The organism is Streptomyces sp. P9-A2, from assembly GCF_036634175.1.
Taxonomy (GTDB): Bacteria; Actinomycetota; Actinomycetes; order Streptomycetales; family Streptomycetaceae; genus Streptomyces; species Streptomyces pratens.
Window position 1 is genome coordinate 6,919,036 of sequence record NZ_JAZIFX010000001.1, and the last position, 16,675, is coordinate 6,935,710.

11 protein-coding genes and 1 pseudogene are annotated in these 16,675 nt (G+C 70.2%); 6 read left to right on the forward strand and 6 right to left on the reverse strand.

Annotated elements, in window-relative coordinates; genetic code table 11:
• Positions 1 to 355 precede the first annotated feature (355 nt).
• A complete protein-coding gene (locus tag V4Y04_RS31335; protein ID WP_332431736.1) occupies positions 356 to 1,117 on the reverse strand; it encodes a hypothetical protein in 762 nt (253 codons plus the stop codon).
• A 152-nt stretch (positions 1,118 to 1,269) separates the two neighbouring features.
• On the opposite strand from V4Y04_RS31335, the gene ggt reads away from it, so the two are divergent.
• Entirely contained in the window at positions 1,270 to 3,135 is a 1,866-nt protein-coding gene (ggt, locus tag V4Y04_RS31340; RefSeq protein WP_332431737.1) for a gamma-glutamyltransferase, read from the forward strand.
• Positions 3,136 to 3,368: 233 nt separating this feature from the next.
• On the opposite strand, the gene V4Y04_RS31345 is transcribed toward ggt, so the two are convergent.
• Positions 3,369 to 6,002 (reverse strand): ATP-dependent Clp protease ATP-binding subunit, encoded by a 2,634-nt coding sequence (locus V4Y04_RS31345; protein ID WP_332431738.1) that lies wholly within the window; start codon positions 6,000 to 6,002, stop codon positions 3,369 to 3,371.
• Between the two features lie 384 nt (positions 6,003 to 6,386).
• Positions 6,387 to 6,583: pseudogene (locus V4Y04_RS31350) on the reverse strand (hypothetical protein); the annotation flags it as partial.
• A 338-nt stretch (positions 6,584 to 6,921) separates the two neighbouring features.
• Here V4Y04_RS31350 and V4Y04_RS31355 point away from each other — a divergent pair.
• The 4 genes from V4Y04_RS31355 (at position 6,922) to V4Y04_RS31370 (ending at position 11,655) form a co-directional block, all read left to right on the forward strand.
• Positions 6,922 to 7,764, forward strand: a complete 843-nt coding sequence (locus V4Y04_RS31355) for a nitrilase-related carbon-nitrogen hydrolase (RefSeq protein ID WP_055598029.1) — start codon at positions 6,922 to 6,924, stop codon at positions 7,762 to 7,764.
• On the forward strand, positions 7,761 to 9,050 hold the full coding sequence (locus V4Y04_RS31360) for an aspartate aminotransferase family protein (RefSeq protein ID WP_332431739.1): 1,290 nt from the start codon (positions 7,761 to 7,763) through the stop codon (positions 9,048 to 9,050). Before V4Y04_RS31355 ends, V4Y04_RS31360 begins: the two co-directional genes overlap by 4 nt.
• Before the next feature lie 170 nt (positions 9,051 to 9,220).
• A complete protein-coding gene (gene hydA, locus V4Y04_RS31365) occupies positions 9,221 to 10,621 on the forward strand; it encodes a dihydropyrimidinase (RefSeq protein WP_332431740.1) in 1,401 nt (466 codons plus the stop codon).
• Between the two features lie 11 nt (positions 10,622 to 10,632).
• Positions 10,633 to 11,655, forward strand: a complete 1,023-nt coding sequence (locus V4Y04_RS31370) for a TIGR03842 family LLM class F420-dependent oxidoreductase (RefSeq protein ID WP_332431741.1) — start codon at positions 10,633 to 10,635, stop codon at positions 11,653 to 11,655.
• A 74-nt stretch (positions 11,656 to 11,729) separates the two neighbouring features.
• Here the strand turns inward: V4Y04_RS31370 and V4Y04_RS31375 are convergent, their stop codons facing one another.
• Together V4Y04_RS31375 and V4Y04_RS31380 are read right to left on the reverse strand one after the other, a co-directional pair.
• Positions 11,730 to 12,395, reverse strand: coding sequence for a hypothetical protein (locus tag V4Y04_RS31375; RefSeq protein WP_332431742.1), 666 nt, complete (start codon positions 12,393 to 12,395; stop codon positions 11,730 to 11,732).
• An 807-nt stretch (positions 12,396 to 13,202) separates the two neighbouring features.
• Entirely contained in the window at positions 13,203 to 14,672 is a 1,470-nt protein-coding gene (locus tag V4Y04_RS31380) for an eCIS core domain-containing protein (protein WP_332431743.1), read from the reverse strand.
• Positions 14,673 to 14,885: 213 nt separating this feature from the next.
• Here V4Y04_RS31380 and V4Y04_RS31385 point away from each other — a divergent pair, with 213 nt between their 5' ends.
• Positions 14,886 to 15,545 (forward strand): DUF6431 domain-containing protein, encoded by a 660-nt coding sequence (locus tag V4Y04_RS31385; protein WP_332433053.1) that lies wholly within the window; start codon positions 14,886 to 14,888, stop codon positions 15,543 to 15,545.
• On the opposite strand, the gene V4Y04_RS31390 is transcribed toward V4Y04_RS31385, so the two are convergent.
• Positions 15,540 to 16,547, reverse strand: coding sequence for an IS3 family transposase (locus V4Y04_RS31390; RefSeq protein ID WP_332431744.1), 1,008 nt, complete (start codon positions 16,545 to 16,547; stop codon positions 15,540 to 15,542). The genes V4Y04_RS31385 and V4Y04_RS31390 overlap by 6 nt on opposite strands.
• Positions 16,548 to 16,675 lie beyond the last annotated feature (128 nt).

Consider the following 16,675-nt stretch of genomic DNA (forward strand, 5'->3'; position numbering starts at 1 on the left):
CCGAGGACCTCCTCTCCGGGATCCTCGAACAGTGAGCGGGGTCACGCGGCGACCTCCGCCCGCCCGGCCTCGACTACGATGTTTTCTCCGTCCCGGTGAGGAGGGGGACTTCGCGGTCGAGCGGGGGACGCCGCCGCCGGGAGGGGCCCACCGTCCTCCGTCCGCGGGGGCGGCGGTTCACATCGGCCAGTCCCGTCCGACGGCAGTCGGAGATCACTGCCCGCGCGGCGAAGACGGTCCGTACCACGGGCTGTTCGCCGGCGAGCAGAAGGTCAGCTGCACGTCGGACGGGTTGAGCCCGGTCATCCGCCCACACACTTCCCCGAGCGGTTCAGGACTTCTGCTGCCTCTTGCGCTAGGCGGGCGCCGGAGCGGGGGAGGATTCGGCGGCGGGGGCCGGCGGGGAGGTCTGCGCGGCGCGTGTCACGTCCCCGACCACCTCGACGACATCGGGGCCGTACGCCTGCGAGTTGACGACCTTCAGCAGCAGGACGAAGGAATGGGAACCGTGCTTGCGGGCCAGACGCTCGTGGTTGCGGGCGAGATAGCGGGTGGCGGCCTGGTTGGTGATCGCGCGCTGGCCGCAGAACAGGAACACCGGCCGGGTGTCGCGCTGTTCACCGACGGTGAGCCGGGCGAGCAGGACGTACTCCGTGACACCCGGCTCCATCCGGTAGAGCTCGGTGCCGATCCGGAAGGCGCCCCGCTCCGGGCCCGGTTCGGGATCTATGTTGACGCGCACCCCCGGCAGCATCGCCGCCATGTGGGCCACCATCCGCCGGTTCGACGCGGGTCCCCCCACGCAGAACTCCGTGCGTTCACCGAAACCCTGGTGGGCCGCGTCCTGCGTGACCACCTGGACATGCGCCCCGCAGTCCTTGATCAGCGCCGAGAGCTCGAGCAGCGAGAACACGTCGAAACGATGCACGGCCGGTTCCGCCGTGGCAGGATCGCGGTTGACGACGAGGAGCGACTCGGAGTTGTCCGGCAGTCCGAAAAAGGCCTGCTTGCGCCTGAGCTTGCGCTTCCACAGGTAGGTACGGGCGATCCAGCCCAGCGCGGCGAAGAGGCCGGAGGCGACCACACCCAGAACAATGTTGCGTACGTCGTCACTCATGGGCGCGCATGCTAGCGGGCTCGAGCAAACCCGTGTTCGAGACGTCCGGGAAAGGGCGTCCGGGAACCCGTGACGGCACGCCCCCGCGAGATTCATGACGCGGGCATGGCAATGAATTAGGCTGCGCGGACAGCCCTTCAACGGAGGTGCGGATGCGTCCTCGTGTCGGACGGAAACTGACGGTTCTGGCGGTCACCGCCCTCGTGGTCTCGTCGGGGGCGGCAGCGCCGTCATCGGCCGCCACGCAGGGCGGTGAGCCGCAGGGCGCCATGCCACAGGGCGGCGGGCCCGGCCAGGCCCCTGCCAAGACCCCGGTGGCCGTCGGCCACGGCGGAGCGGTCTCCAGCGTCGACGCCGACGCCTCCGCCGCCGGCATCGAGGTCCTCAGGAACGGCGGCAACGCCGTCGACGCGGCCGTCGCCACCGCCGCCGCGCTCGGCGTCACCGAGCCCTACTCGGCCGGCATCGGCGGAGGCGGCTACTTCGTCCACTACGACGCCGGGTCCCGCACCGTGCGGACGATCGACGGACGCGAGACCGCCCCGCTGACCGCTGACTCCGGCCTCTTCCTGGAGAACGGCGCCCCCGTCCCCTTCGCCGAAGCCGTCAGCAGCGGCCTCGCCGTCGGCACCCCGGGCACTGCGGCCACCTGGCAGCGGGCGCTCGACCAGTGGGGCAGCAAGTCCCTGCGGACGGTCCTGGCCCCCGCACAGCGGCTCGCCCGCGACGGATTCACCGTGGACAGCACCTTCCGCGCCCAGACCGCCGCCAACGAGACCCGCTTCCGCCACTTCCCCGACACCGCCGAACTGTTCCTGCCCGGCGGTGAACTCCCGGTCGTCGGCACCACCTTCAAGAACCCCGACCTCGCCCGCACCTACGCGGAACTGAGCGGGAAGGGCGTCGACGCGCTGTACCGGGGCGGCATCGGCCGGGACATCGTGAACACGGTCAACGAGCCGCCCGTGGACCCGGACTCCGGCTGGAACGCACGCCCCGGCGAGCTGTCCGCCCGGGACCTCGCGGCGTACCGAGCAAAGTCCCAGCCGCCCACGAAGACGTCGTACCGCGGCCTGGACGTCTACGCCATGGCACCCTCCTCCTCCGGCGGCACCACCGTCGGCGAGGCCCTCAACATCCTGGAGCGGACCGACCTCTCCCGGGCCGACGGCGTCCGCTACCTGCACCGCCTCATCGAAGCGAGCCGCATCGCGTTCGCCGACCGGGGCCGCTGGGTCGGCGACCCCGCCTTCGAGGACGTACCGGCGAAGGAACTGCTCTCCCAGCGGTACGCCGACTCCCGCGAGTGCCTCATCCAGGACGACGCCGTCCTCACCAGCCCACTCGCCCCCGGCGACCCGCGCGACCCCGCGCCCTGCGCGACCGGCGGCACCGCGGCCCCGACGACGTACGAGGGCGAGAGCACCACGCACCTCACCACCGCCGACCGGTGGGGCAACGTCGTCTCCTACACCCTCACCATCGAGCAGACCGGCGGCAGCGGCATCACCGTGCCCGGCCGCGGGTTCCTGCTCAACAACGAGCTGACGGACTTCTCCTTCGCCCCGGCGAACCCGACCGTCCACGACCCGAACCTGCCGGGTCCCGGCAAGCGGCCCCGGTCCTCGATGGCCCCGACGATCGTGCTCGACCGGCACGACCGTCCGGTCGTGGCGCTCGGCTCGCCCGGCGGTTCGACCATCATCACCACCGTGCTGCAGACCCTGACCGGGTTCCTCGACCGGGGTCTGCCGCTGGTCGACGCGATCGCCGCGCCGCGCGCCAGTCAGCGCAACACGGCCCGCACGGACCTCGAACCCAGCCTGTACGACAGCGCGGCACGGCGGAAACTGGAGGCCATCGGGCACTCCTTCCAGGCCAACCCGGAGATCGGCGCGACCACCGCCGTGCAACGGCTGCCGGACGGCCGATGGGTCGCCGCGGCGGAGAAGACCCGCCGGGGAGGCGGCTCGGCGATGGTGGTGCGCCCGACGGGGTGGTCAGCCGGTAGGCCGTAGGCCCGCTCGGAGGAAAGGCGCCCGCGCCCCTCGGGGGGACGGGCGCCCGTACGCTCACCGCCCGGGCGGGTTACGACCTCACCCGCGATGGGGAGTGGACCGGCGAGCGGCGTCCTGCGGCTTCGGATCCAAGGCGGAGGAGGGAGTGATGGCGGAGCCATCGCGCCCGACGACAACGCCGGAGGCGAAGTCGTCGGGCGTCGGGAGCCCGCTCGCTGTCGCGGGTGAGGCCGTCAGGGCGCCGGAGGCTCCTCGCGGCCGGTGCCGGGGTCGTCGGGGCCGGCCGTCGAACCGCTGCCGGCTCCGGTCCCGGCCGTCGAGCCGGTCCCGGTCCCTGCGCCGGCCCCCGCCCCGGTCCGGAACGTGAGGTTCCCGTCCGCCGCATCCACCGTCACCCGGTCGCCGCCGCGGACACCGCCGTCCAGCAGCAGCCGGGAGAGCTGGTTGTCGACCTCCCGCTGGATGGTGCGGCGCAGCGGCCGCGCCCCGTACTCGGGCTCGTGCCCGCGCCGCGCCAGCCAGTCCACGGCCGCCCCGGTGAACTCGACCGTGACGCCCTGCCCCCGCAGTCCGCGCCGTGTCGCCTCCAGCAGCAGACCGGTGATCCGCCGCAGTTCCTCGGCGGTCAGCTGACGGAACACCACCACCTCGTCGATCCGGTTGAGGAACTCGGGCCGGAAGTGCTCCCGCAGCGGCCGCAGGATCCGCTCCCGCCGCGCCTCCTCGTCCGCCTCCGCGCCACCCGTCGCGAAGCCCGGCGCCCCGCCGCGCCGGGTGATGGCCTCCGAACCGAGGTTGCTCGTCATCACGATCACGGTGTTGCTGAAGTCCACGGTCCGGCCCTGGGAGTCGGTCAGCCGGCCGTCGTCGAGGACCTGGAGCAGGATGTTGAAGACGTCCGGATGCGCCTTCTCCACCTCGTCGAGCAGGAGCAGCGAGTACGGGTGCCTGCGCACCACCTCGGTCAGCTGCCCCGCCTCCTCGTGGCCGACGTACCCGGGCGGAGCGCCGACCAGCCGGCTGACGGTGTGCCGCTCCTGGTACTCGCTCATGTCGAGGCGGACCATGCGCTCCTCGCTGCCGAACAGGGCCTCGGCCAGTGCCCGCGCCAGCTCCGTCTTGCCGACGCCGGTCGGCCCGAGGAACATGAAACTGCCGATCGGCCGGTCGGGACTGGCGAGCCCGGCCCGGGAGCGCAGCACCGCGTCCGAGACCACCCGTACCGCCTCGTCCTGGCCGACGACCCGCTGGTGCAGATGCTCCTCGAGCCCCAGCAGCCGGTCCTTCTCCTCCTCGGTGAGACGGCTGACCGGGATGCCGGTCTGCCGGGACACCACCTCCGCGATCGCCTCGGTGTCCACCACCAGACTCTGGCCCTCGTCGACCCGGCCCTCGCCCCCCACCTCGGCGATACGTTCCCTCAGCTCGCCGACGCGGTCCCGCAACTGGGTCGCCTGCTCGTACCTCTCGTCGGCGACCGCCTGGTCCTTGTCGCAGGTCAGCTGCTCCAGCTCCTGCTCCAGGGCGCGTACGTCGGTGCCCTTGGTCCGGGACCGCAGCCGCACCCGGGCGCCCGCCTGGTCGATCAGGTCGATCGCCTTGTCCGGCAGACGGCGGTCGCTGAGATAGCGGTCGGACAGCTCCACGGCCGCCACCAGCGCCTCGTCGGTGTAGCGGACCTGGTGGTGGGCCTCGTACCGGTCCCGCAGACCGCGCAGGATCTCGATCGCGTCGGACGGCGTGGGCTCCGGCACCATGATCGGCTGGAAGCGGCGGGCCAGCGCCGCGTCCTTCTCGATCCGGCGGTACTCCTCCAGCGTGGTCGCGCCCACGATGTGCAGCTCGCCGCGGGCCAGCGCCGGCTTGAGGATGTTGCCGGCGTCCATCGAGCCGCCCTCGCCGCCGCCCCCGGCGCCCACGACGGTGTGCAGCTCGTCGATGAAGACGATCAGCCGGTCCGAGTGGGCGCGGATCTCGTCGACGATGGCGGTCATCCGCTCCTCGAAGTCGCCCCGGTAGCGGGTCCCGGCGACCACGGCCGTCAGGTCCAGCGCGACCACCCGCCGGGCCATCAGCACGTCGGGCACGTCCCCGTCGACGATCTGCTGCGCCAGCCCCTCCACCACGGCGGTCTTGCCGACGCCCGCGTCACCGATCAGCACCGGGTTGTTCTTGCCGCGCCGCGAGAGCACCTCGATGGTCTGCTCGATCTCCTCCTCCCGCCCGATCACCGGGTCGACGCGGCCCTCGCGGGCCAGCTCGGTGAGGTCGCGGCCGTACTTGTCCAGCGTCGGTGTGCCCGTCGCGGTGCGGGGACGCTCGGTGCGGGGCTGCGCGGGGTCCGGTGCGTCGGGCGGCATCCCGGCGGAGGCGAACCGGGCCGCGTCCAGGATGTGCCCGGCTGCCGAGTCGGGGTTGGCGGCCAGGGCACTGAGCACATGCTCCGGGCCGATGTATCCGGCCCCGGTCGACCGGGCCATCTCGTGCGCGTCCAGCAGAGCCCGCTTCACGGCGGGGGTGAGGGAGAGCGCCGTCGGCGGCGGGGCGTCGTCCGGCCCGTACTGGACGGGCCCGGAGCGTTCGTCGATCTCCGAGGCCAGCGAGTCGGGATCCGCGCCCGCCCGGCTGAGCAGGCCACGGGTCGGCTCGGTGGCCAGTGCGGCACGCAACAGGTGCTGGGTGTCCAGATCCCGGCTGCCGTGCTCGGCGGCGTACTGCGCGGCACCGCGCACCAGCTCTCTGGCCGGTTGGCTCAGCAACCGGCCGATGTCGACCTGCCGGGGGCGCGGCCCGCCGAAGAAACGTGCGAAAAATTCTTCGAAGGGGTCCGAGCCGTAGCCCTCCGGACCCGTGAAGCCGCTGCTCATGGACATCCGTTCCGGCGCCCCCGCGGGATCCCCCTGGGCCGGGCGGAACCGGGAACCCGAAGGAGTCCCGGGGCGCACTCACTGCTCGACGTACGGTCCGGACGCGGGTGCCCGGCCCTCTCCCGGTTACACACATGCGTGCCCTCGCGGTGCGAGGCGCCGTCTGCGGCGCGATCGAGAACACCCTCGCACGATCGTTCCGGGTCGGCACCCCGGAACCGCGCCACCGCGCGGGGCGCGTTCCGGGGACTGAGGAGGGCTTGAGGGGGCTTGAGGGGCTCGAGAGGGCTCGGCAGGGTGGTGGCCTCGCCGGAAGGCCGGGCGGAAGGAGGCTCCCGGCCGTTCGCCGGTGGCCGTGGGATGCCCCGGCGGGGTTGTGTCCGGTCACCGGTCGGCGGCCACGGCCACCGGTCGGCGGTACGCGCGCCGGGGCGCGTTCAGCGGGCGGTGAGGATTGCGCGGGCCCGCGGTGGTGACGGCCGCGGTGTGGGCGGCCGGGAGCCGTCGTCGGTGCGCAGGGTCCAGCCGTCGGAGGCGGTGTGGAAGCCGTCCGTGCCGCCGCCCACGAGTATGGGCTCGATCCGTGAGGTGGGCCGCTGTACGCCGGTCGTGCCGCCCGTCGCGCCACCCGTGGTGCCGTCGGCCGCTGCCTGAGCCTGAAGTCTGGTCCGGGGCCGGACCCGGGAGCCGGACCCCGCTCCGGGGGCGGGCCGGAGTCCTGTCTGCGGGCCGTCCGTGCGTCGTGCGACCGGTTCACGGCGGGAGCTCACCCACCGGAGTGCGAAACATGATCGACTCCGCGGCTTGACGCGGATGGTCTTGGCAAGGCCGTCCGAGAGGCTTAGGTTCGTCCCTCTACGACCGTTTCTACGGGTTCTACGGGCGTAGAGGCGCTGACGTCGCGTCGAAGGAGCAGCTCATGGCCAACGTCGTACGTGCCGCCCTGGTCCAGGCCACCTGGACCGGCGACACCGAGTCCATGCTGGCGAAACACGAGGAGCACGCGCGCGAGGCGGCCCGGCGGGGCGCGAAGATCATCGGGTTCCAGGAGGTCTTCAACTCCCCCTACTTCTGCCAGGTCCAGGACGCCGAGCACTACCGCTGGGCCGAGCCCGTGCCCGACGGGCCGACCGTCACCCGGATGCGGGAACTGGCCCGGGAGACCGGCATGGTGATCGTCGTGCCGGTGTTCGAGGTCGAGCAGTCGGGGTTCTACTACAACACCGCGGCCGTGATCGACGCCGACGGCACGGTCCTCGGCAAGTACCGCAAGCACCACATCCCGCAGGTCAAGGGTTTCTGGGAGAAGTTCTACTTCAAGCCCGGCAACCTCGGCTGGCCCGTCTTCGACACCGCGGTCGGCAAGGTCGGCGTCTACATCTGCTACGACCGCCACTTCCCGGAGGGATGGCGCCAACTCGGACTCAACGGAGCCCAGTTGGTCTACAACCCGTCCGCCACGCACCGCGGCCTCTCCTCCCACCTGTGGCAGCTGGAGCAACCGGCGGCGGCCGTCGCGAACGAGTACTTCGTCGCCGCGATCAACCGTGTGGGCCAGGAGGAGTACGGGGACAACGACTTCTACGGCACCTCGTACTTCGTCGACCCCCGCGGACAGTTCGTCGGCGACGTCGCCAGCGACAGCAAGGAGGAACTCGTGGTCCGGGACCTCGACCTCGGCCTCATCGAGGAAGTGCGGCAGCAGTGGGCGTTCTACCGCGACCGCCGCCCCGACGCCTACGAAGGGCTGGTGCGGCCGTGACCGACGACCTCCTGGGCCGCCACCGCTCCGTGCTGCCCGACTGGCTCAGCCTCTACTACGAGGAACCCCTCGAGATCACCCACGGCGAGGGCCGCCACGTCTGGGACTCCGAGGGCAACCGGTACCTCGACTTCTTCGGCGGCATCCTCACCACCATGACCGCCCACGCCCTGCCCGAGGTGACCAAGGCGGTCGCCGAGCAGGCCGGGCGGATCATCCACTCCTCCACCCTCTACCTCAACCGGCAGATGGTGGAACTCGCCACTCGCATCGCCCAGTTGAGCGGAATCCCGAACGCCCGGGTCTTCTTCACCACGTCCGGCACCGAGGCCAACGACACCGCCCTGCTGCTCGCCACCACCTACCGGCGCAGCAACACGGTCCTGGCGATGCGCAACAGCTACCACGGACGCTCCTTCAGCGCCGTCGGCCTCACCGGCAACCGCGGCTGGTCCCCGACCTCGCTGTCCCCGCTGCAGACCCTGTACGTGCACGGCGGCGTGCGCACCCGCGGCCCGTACGCCTCCCTCGGCGACGAGGAGTTCATCGCGGCCTGCGTCGACGACCTCGAGGACCTGCTCGGCCACACGAGGCCGCCCGCGGCCCTGATCGCCGAACCGGTCCAGGGCGTCGGCGGCTTCACCTCACCGCCCGACGGACTGTACGCGGCGTTCCGTGAAGTCCTAAACGAACACGGCGTGTTGTGGATCTCCGACGAGGTGCAGACCGGCTGGGGCCGCACCGGCGACCACTTCTGGGGCTGGCAGGCGCACGCCCGAAACGGACCGCCCGACATCGTGACCTTTGCCAAGGGCATCGGCAACGGCATGTCCATCGGCGGCGTCGTCGCCCGCGCCGAGATCATGAACTGCCTGGACTCCCACAGCATTTCGACGTTCGGCGGCACCCAGGTCACCATGGCCGCCGGTCTGGCCAACCTCACTCACCTCCTTGAACACGACCTCCAGGGCAACGCCCGGCGGGTCGGCGGCCTGCTCATCGAACGCCTGCGGGCCGTCGCCGCCCAGGTGCCCGCCGTACGGGAGGTCCGCGGGCGCGGACTGATGATCGGCGTCGAGCTGACGAAACCGGGCACCGACGAAGCCGATCCGCAGGCCGCCTCCGCCGTAATGGAGGCGGCCCGCCGGGGCGGACTGCTCATCGGCAAGGGCGGCGGCCACAACACCAGCGCCCTGCGCATCGCCCCACCCCTGTCCCTCACCGTCACGGAGGCCGAGGAGGGCGCCACCATCCTCGAACACGCCCTGCGGAGCCTCCACCAGTAGCGGCCCGACGTCCACCCCCGGTCTCCCGCGCCCCCTGTACGGGGCGAACGTACGGGGCGAAGCACCCATGGGGCGCCGGGCCGGGATCGCTGTGCGGCCACCGCCGCGCGGGCGCGGCCGGCCACCGACGACCCGCACTTTTCGACCACGACCCAGCGGAGCGTGCACGCATGAGCCGTACCGTCATCCGGGGTGGCCTCGTCATCACCGCCTCCGACGAACTCCACGCCGACGTCCTGATCGAGGGTGGCAGGATCGCCGCCCTCGCGGCCTCGGGCACCCCGGCCGCCGAGACGTTCACCGCCGACCGGACCATCGACGCCACCGGCAAGTACGTCCTGCCGGGCGGCGTCGACGCCCACACCCACATGGAGCTGCCGTTCGGCGGCACCTTCGCCTCCGACACCTTCGAGACCGGCACCCGGGCCGCCGCCTGGGGCGGTACGACGACCGTCGTCGACTTCGCCGTGCAGCGCGTCGGCCACTCCCTGCGCGAGGGACTGGACACCTGGCACGCCAAGGCCGAGGGCAACTGCGCCATCGACTACGGCTTCCACATGATCGTCTCCGACGTGAACGCGAAGACCCTGAAGGAAATGGATCTTCTGGTAGAAGAAGGGATTACCTCGTTCAAGCAATTTATGGCATATCCAGGTATTTTTTACTCCGACGACGGACAGATCCTGCGCGCCATGCAGCGGGCCGCCGAGAACGGCGGCCTGATCATGATGCACGCCGAGAACGGCATCGCGATCGACGTGCTCGTCGAACAGGCCCTGGCCCGCGGCGAGACCGACCCCCGCTACCACGGCGAGGTCCGCAAGGCCCTGCTGGAGGCCGAGGCCACCCATCGCGCCATCCGCCTCGCCCAGGTCGCCGGCGCCCCGCTGTACGTCGTGCACGTCTCCGCGACGGAGGCGGTGGCCGAACTGGCACGGGCCCGCGACGAGGGGCTGAACGTCTTCGGCGAGACCTGCCCGCAGTACCTGTTCCTGTCCGCCGACAACCTCGCCGAACCGGACTTCGAGGGAGCCAAGTACGTGTGCAGCACGCCCCTGAGGCCGAAGGAGCACCAGGCCGCGCTGTGGCGGGGGCTGCGCACCAACGACCTCCAGGTGGTCTCCACCGACCACTGCCCGTTCTGCTTCACCGGCCAGAAGGACCTCGGCCGCGGCGACTTCTCGAAGATCCCCAACGGTCTGCCGGGCATCGAGAACCGCATGGACCTGCTGCACCAGGCTGTCGTCGAAGGGCACATCTCACGCCGTCGCTGGATCGAGATCGCCTGCGCCACCCCGGCCCGCATGTTCGGCCTGTACCCGAAGAAGGGCACCCTCGCGCCGGGCGCCGACGCCGACGTCGTGATCTACGACCCGCACGCCGAGCAGGTCGTCTCCGCCGAGACCCACCACATGAACGTCGACTACTCGGCCTACGAGGGCAAGCGTGTCACCGGCCGCGTCGAGACCGTCCTCTCGCGCGGCGAACCCGTCATCACCGAGCGGGAGTACACCGGACGCGCGGGACACGGCGTCTACACCCCGCGGTCCACCTGTCAGTACCTCATTTAGGAGCGGTGCGCATGGACTTCGGACTCGTACTGCAGACCGATCCGCCGGCCTCGCGGGTCGTCGACCTGATGAAGCGCGCCGAACGGGCCGGCTTCACCCACGGCTGGACCTTCGACTCCGCCGTGCTCTGGCAGGAACCGTTCGTCATCCACAGCCAGATCCTGTCCCACACGACGACGCTGACCGTCGGCCCGATGGTCACCAACCCGGGTACCCGCACCTGGGAGGTCACCGCCTCCACCTTCGCCACCCTCAACGACATGTTCGGCAACCGCACCGTCTGCGGCATCGGCCGGGGCGACTCCGCGATGCGGGTCGCCGGCCGCGCACCCAACACCCTGGCCCGCATGAGCCAGGCCATGAAGGTCATCCGCACCCTCGCCGAGGGCGGGGAGGCCGATCTCGGCGGCGGCACCGTCGTCCGCTTCCCCTGGATCGGGAAGGACCCCCGGCTCCCCGTGTGGATGGCCGCGTACGGGCCGAAGGCGCTGCGGATGGCCGGGGAGGAGGCCGACGGCTTCATCCTCCAGCTCGCCGACCTCTACCTCACCGAGACCATGGTCAAGGCCGTCAAGGACGCCGCCGTCGCCGTCGGGCGCGACCCGGCCGAGGTGACCGTCTGCGTCGCCGCCCCGGCCTACGTCACCGAGGACGACTCACCGCAGGCACTCGCCCACGCGCGTGAGCAGTGCCGCTGGTTCGGCGGGATGGTCGGCAACCACGTCGCCGACCTGGTGGCCCGGTACGGCGCCGACAGCAGCGTCGTACCGCACGAACTGACCGACTACATCGCCTCCCGCCAGGACTACGACTACGCCCACCACGGCCGCAGCGGCAACCCCGACACCGCGTTCGTGCCCGACCGGATCGTCGACCGGTTCTGCCTGATCGGCACGGCGGAACAGCACGTCGGGAAACTGAAGGCGCTCCGCGCGCTGGGCGTCGACCAGTTCGCCGTCTACGACATGCACGACGCCCCGGAGACCGTGATCGACGTGTACGGGACGCACGTGATCCCGGCGCTCAACGGCTGACCCCCGCGCCCCGGAGGCCGGTGGCCCGGCCGCCGAGATGCACCCCCTGCCCCGGTCCGTCGTCCCCGCCGGACTCAGCCCTTGCCCGCCAGCAGGGCCGCCACCGCTTCCTTGGCGGCCTTGATGGCGCCCTTGTTGATCTCGTCCGTGGAGGGGGCCTTCTTCGACTCGAAGTCGCTGCCGTTGTACGTCACGACCACCAGCGCGTTGGAGGCGCGGACCACCACCACGCCCTCCCGGGTCTGCTGCTTGTCCTCGGTGCTGAGGTCCACGACCGAGTACGCGGCGTCACCGAGCCCGGGGACCGGGCCCCCGCCGCTCCTGTCCTTCAGCCGCCCCTGGTACGACTTCTCGGCCGCGTCGTCCGACTGCAGGACCTCGAAGGACACGTCGAGCCAGCGGTACTCGTAGCCGTCGAGCGCGTTCCACGAACAGGTCCGGCGCAGCTCGGAGTCGGTGGACTTGATCTCCTTGCCGGCCGCCTTCGCCCCCGGCACAAGGGACTTGACGGTCTTCTCGGCGACGCTGCCGCAGGGTACGGGAGCGGCGGTGTACGTCTTCGGCGCGGCCGTCGTCGACGGGGCGGAGGCGGACTGCGACGCCGTCGTCTCCGGCGGCTTCTTCTCGGCGGCCTGCGGCTCGGAGGAGGACCCGGACGACAGCGCCCAGCCCGCCGCGGCGAGGACGACCACCGGCGACAGACGCGCGGTCAGGGCTATCGGCAGAGGAAAGGAACGCACGGCGCACTTCTCGTGGGGGTCGGTGCGGAAGGGTGCCCGCACTGCGGACGGGACGCCAGTCTCACACGCTTCCCGGTGGGGCGGAAGTGCGAACTCGCTCCGTAGGCGCGGGGTGACAGGGGAGTGTCACGAGGGGGTGGTGCTTTGTCGTACTTCCCCTGGGTTCAGGTGATTTGAGGCGTCGTGGTGGCGTCACGGCGCCGGCCGACGGGTGGGAGTGGGGCGGGCCGCCGGCCGGGTCACCCGACGGGTCAGGGCATGCGGGCGGTCCACTGAGGGGTCGTGAACTTGTTCCGCGCGTCCGCCAGCGGAGCCGAGGTGGGGGTCCGGGCCAGTTGGTCCAGTGCGGTGGGCATGAGGGAAGATGCAGGGGCAGGCACGGACTCACCAAGTGTTCATGGGACTTCGACACTCACATGATCACCGAGACCGTGCCTGCGCTGCGTTCACCCCTGCCCGAACCGGGACGTCCACCCCACCACCGGACCAACCCGACGTTCCGGACGGAGCGCGATCATGCAGCGGACCCTGGCCGAGCTGGGGCTTTGGCGAAACGATCGGGAGAGGTACGGCTGCTCGCCGGTCGAATGCCGCAGGTGGCTCCACCCGCCGTATCCAAGATCGGCTGGGTGGTCGCCACCGGAGGGTGCAGAACGAGCGGAAGGATCACGTACCACTTGCGATCCGCAGGTCTGCGCTGGTGAGGCAGCCCCTCCAAAGGAGCTGCACCCCTCCCACTTCCTCGGCCTTGCAGCCGCCCTGGCCCACTACAAGAAACTCACCAAAATCGCTACATGAGACATCCTCTTACGCTCGCGTTTTCGGCGCGTGCGGCAGCAAGTCCGCCTTGTAGGTGGCCGTCACATCCTTCACGTCCTTCAGGAACATCTGGAAGAGAAGGTGACCTGGGCCCCCGGCCCAGCTTCCGTCCTTCTGCTCCGTCGCTTTACCCGGATTGACGCTGAAATAACCGTGCTGCTCTGCTTTTATTCCTATGTAGCCGCCGAGGTTCCCTTCATTGCCGCTGCCAGTCGAATGGAGGGTATCAGTCTTATTCGGTGAATAAGCCTTGTGCATGGCGGTCGTTGCGTCTCCCTGGGGTGCCAGCGCAGCGTATTCCGGGGAGAAAAGAAACTTATGAGCTCCGGGCTTGAGTTCGAACTCAAGCATCCGGCCGGCCTTTATGTACTCATGAGCTTGTCTCAGGTCACCCAGGTGACTTCCGGTCGGAATGATCCCCGTCCCTTCTGCCGCACGCCACCCCTTGGCGTCTCCCTTGGGATTCTCTCTGATCCAGGCTTCACTGGCAGCGCGGCTGTCGACGCCCCCGGTCTTCCCGGCCCATGCCAGAACCGCATCCGCCTCTTTGTCGTCCATCGCTCGGTAGAGTTTCAGTACCCTGGAACCGGATTCGCTTTTCAATTGCTCCAGAAGTCCATTGGCGACACCGCCGACTATGTGGTCCAGCCTTCGTGCCGTCCCCTTCGGTAGCGTCTTCTTCAGCGTCTTCTGGGCGTTCTTCACCGCGAGCTTTCCTCCGGCTTGCTCCTCCCAATACCCCTGACCCAGCATTTTGCTGGGATCATCCATTTTGCTGGGATCATCAGGATATTCGATGCGCTGCAGGAAAGGCGTATTCGGCGGCATGGGAGAAGTCGCCCCGCGACGCTGCACGCCGAGCGTGGCCTCGGGCCGGCCCGACATGACACGGTGCGCGTTGGCTTCGGCTTCCCGCTCGAAGCGGTCGGACGGGTCGCTCACGCGTAGGCCCGAGCCGTTGTCCGTGCCCGCGACCGGCCCCTGACGCTGCTGGATCACGTGGGTCAGCTCGTGGGCGAGGGTGTGCTTGTCGCCTTCGCCGTCGCCGATGACGACATGGCTGCCCGAGGTGTAGGCGCGGGCCCCGACTTCGGCGGCAGAGGCTTTGGCGGCACTGTCGTTGTGGATACGGACGTCGGAGAAGTCCGCATCGAACCGGGATTCCATGTCGGTGCGGGTAGCGTCGTCCAAAGGGCGCCCGGGGGCGCGAAGCACATCGTGGACTGCGGAGCGCTGCTCGGCTTGCTGATGACCGCAGCCAGCACCATGCTGGTGCTGCTCCGGCTGAGCCCAGGCGTGGCCGGCCTGGCGGAGCATCTGAACAACGGCCGCATTGCCCGCGGAGCTCTGGAGAGCCAGGGGACCGGCAGGAATGCCGCCACCCGGCGCAGAGGTTCTGGCGGCAGCGCGAGCAGGCTTCTTGCCGTCGGGGGTCTGGGCCTGTTCGTTGACGTGCATCGGGTCCTCTCGTGGTCGCCACGCTGGCGCCAAGATCGTCCTGGGGCAGTGTGTCGGCTGGTCAACTCCGCTGGGGTGAAGGCCCCTTGGAGTGTGGGGATGACACAGGGGCTCATGCGCATTGAGAGCTTATCCTCGATCTTCCGTACGCCCAGTGGTGGGCGACTCTTTGCGCGAGCACGAGGACGGGGGTTGGCGACACTCGCGGTGTGCATGAGTGTTGATCTTGTTGGGGAGTGTGATCTCTGTTGGTGTGCGACGACACCGTGTGCACGGGCGGAGAGGGCGTACGTGCTCATTGGCGATACCGATGTCGTTCGGGTTGAACAGCAGCTGCGTCGGGGCGGGTTGGCCTGCCCGTCGTGCGGGGCCGGTCTGACGCCGTGGGGTCATGGGCGGCCGCGGGAAGTACGCGGTGATCTCGGTGCTCGGCTGTTTCTGCGGCCTCGCCGGACGCGCTGCTCGGGCTGCAGGGTCACGCATGTGCTGCTGGCGGAGCTGGTGGTGCCGCAGCGGATGGACGCGACCGAGGTGATCGGCGCCGGGCTGGAGATAGCGGCCCTGGGCATGGGCCACCGCGCGATCGCCGCCCCTCTGGGCCGGGTGGACGGGACGGTCTGCGGCTGGCTGCGCCGTTTCCGGCTGCGGGCGGAGGAGGTGCGTCGGCACTTCACGGTGGTCCTGGTGGCCGTGGCCGACGATCCGGTAATGCCGGATGCGGCGGGCTCGCCTCTGTCGGATGCCGTCTCGACGGTTGCGGCCGCCCATCGGGCGGCCTCGACGAGGTGGCCGGACATGCACACGGTGTCGCGCTGGGAGTTCGCCGGCCGGGCGGAAGATTTCAAGTCCAGTGAGACGGTCGTGATGCTATGAGGTTTGTGGTGCGGGTTCGCGGCGCTTGGACGGGTCGTTGATCCAGGCGGTCTGGGGTATCTCGGGTGGTCGGGGGCGGCGGCCGAAGCGTTCGGGGTGGCGGGCGTATGCCTCGGCGAGGGTGACCGCGCGCTGGTCGCGGACCTCCTCGGCGGTCCCGAAGTGGACGGAGGCGGGTGTGTGCCAGCCGATGCCCGAGTGCCGGTGCTCGTGGTTGTAGTACGCGATGAAGGCGTCGAACCATTCGCGGGCGTGGGCCAGCGAGTCGAACCGTTCGGGATAGTCCGACATGTACTTCGTGGTCTTGAACTGGGCCTCGCTGTAGGGGTTGTCGTTGGAGACCTTCGGCCGCGAGTGCGACCTTGTCACCCCGAGGTCGATCAGCAGCTGGGAGACCTTCTTGCTCGTCATCGAGGTGCCGCGGTCGGCGTGCACGGTCTCGGGCACGATCCCGTTGCGGACGATGGTCTCGCGGATCAACTCCTCGGCCCGTTCGGCCGATTCAGCGGCCTCGACGGTGTGGCCGACGATGTAGCGGCTGAAGATGTCGATGATGACGTAGGCGTGATACCAGATGCCCTTTGCCGGTCCGGCCGCCTTGGTGATGTCCCAGGTGAACACCTGCGACGGGGCGGTGGCCACCAGTTCGGGCACCGCCTGGGCGGGGTGGGTGGCCTGTCTTCGGCGCTCGCCGGACTGGCTCTTCTCGCGCAGGATCCGGTACATCGTGGAGACCGAGCAGTGGTAGCGCCCGGCATCCAGCTCGCGGGCCCAGATCTGCGCGGGCGCCAGTTCGGCGTACTCGTCGCTGTTCATCAACTCCATTACCGCAGACCGTTCTTCGGCCGTCAGGGCCGAGGGCTGGACCTGCGGCTTGCGGGGTCGGCGTGGTGGCGCCGGACGCAGCCGGCGGTAGTGGGTGGCCCGCGAGCGGCCGGTCAGCCGGCACGCCGCAGTCACACCCAGCACGCCCTCGACGCCGGTGAACGCGTCATCGGCCACCGGGGTGACGGCAGCGTTCAGTCCGCGCCCTCGGAGATCATTTCCAAGCTTGACTCTGTCGGGGATCTTGGAGTTTCGCGGTGCGGCAGCGTGGTCAACGGGCATGCTCGGGTAGTTCCGGTTACCGA

What these genes read in the sequence shown, in the direction of transcription:
- V4Y04_RS31370 (WP_332431741.1), top strand. Translation starts at nt 10,633, where the DNA reads ATGGACTTCGGACTCGTACTGCAGACCGATCCGCCGGCCTCGCGGGTC.
- ggt (WP_332431737.1), top strand. Translation starts at nt 1,270, where the DNA reads ATGCGTCCTCGTGTCGGACGGAAACTGACGGTTCTGGCGGTCACCGCC.
- V4Y04_RS31345 (WP_332431738.1), bottom strand. Translation starts at nt 6,002, where the DNA reads ATGAGCAGCGGCTTCACGGGTCCGGAGGGCTACGGCTCGGACCCCTTC.
- hydA (WP_332431740.1), top strand. Translation starts at nt 9,221, where the DNA reads ATGAGCCGTACCGTCATCCGGGGTGGCCTCGTCATCACCGCCTCCGAC.
- V4Y04_RS31380 (WP_332431743.1), bottom strand. Translation starts at nt 14,672, where the DNA reads ATGCACGTCAACGAACAGGCCCAGACCCCCGACGGCAAGAAGCCTGCT.
- V4Y04_RS31385 (WP_332433053.1), top strand. Translation starts at nt 14,886, where the DNA reads ATGAGTGTTGATCTTGTTGGGGAGTGTGATCTCTGTTGGTGTGCGACG.
- V4Y04_RS31335 (WP_332431736.1), bottom strand. Translation starts at nt 1,117, where the DNA reads ATGAGTGACGACGTACGCAACATTGTTCTGGGTGTGGTCGCCTCCGGC.
- V4Y04_RS31355 (WP_055598029.1), top strand. Translation starts at nt 6,922, where the DNA reads ATGGCCAACGTCGTACGTGCCGCCCTGGTCCAGGCCACCTGGACCGGC.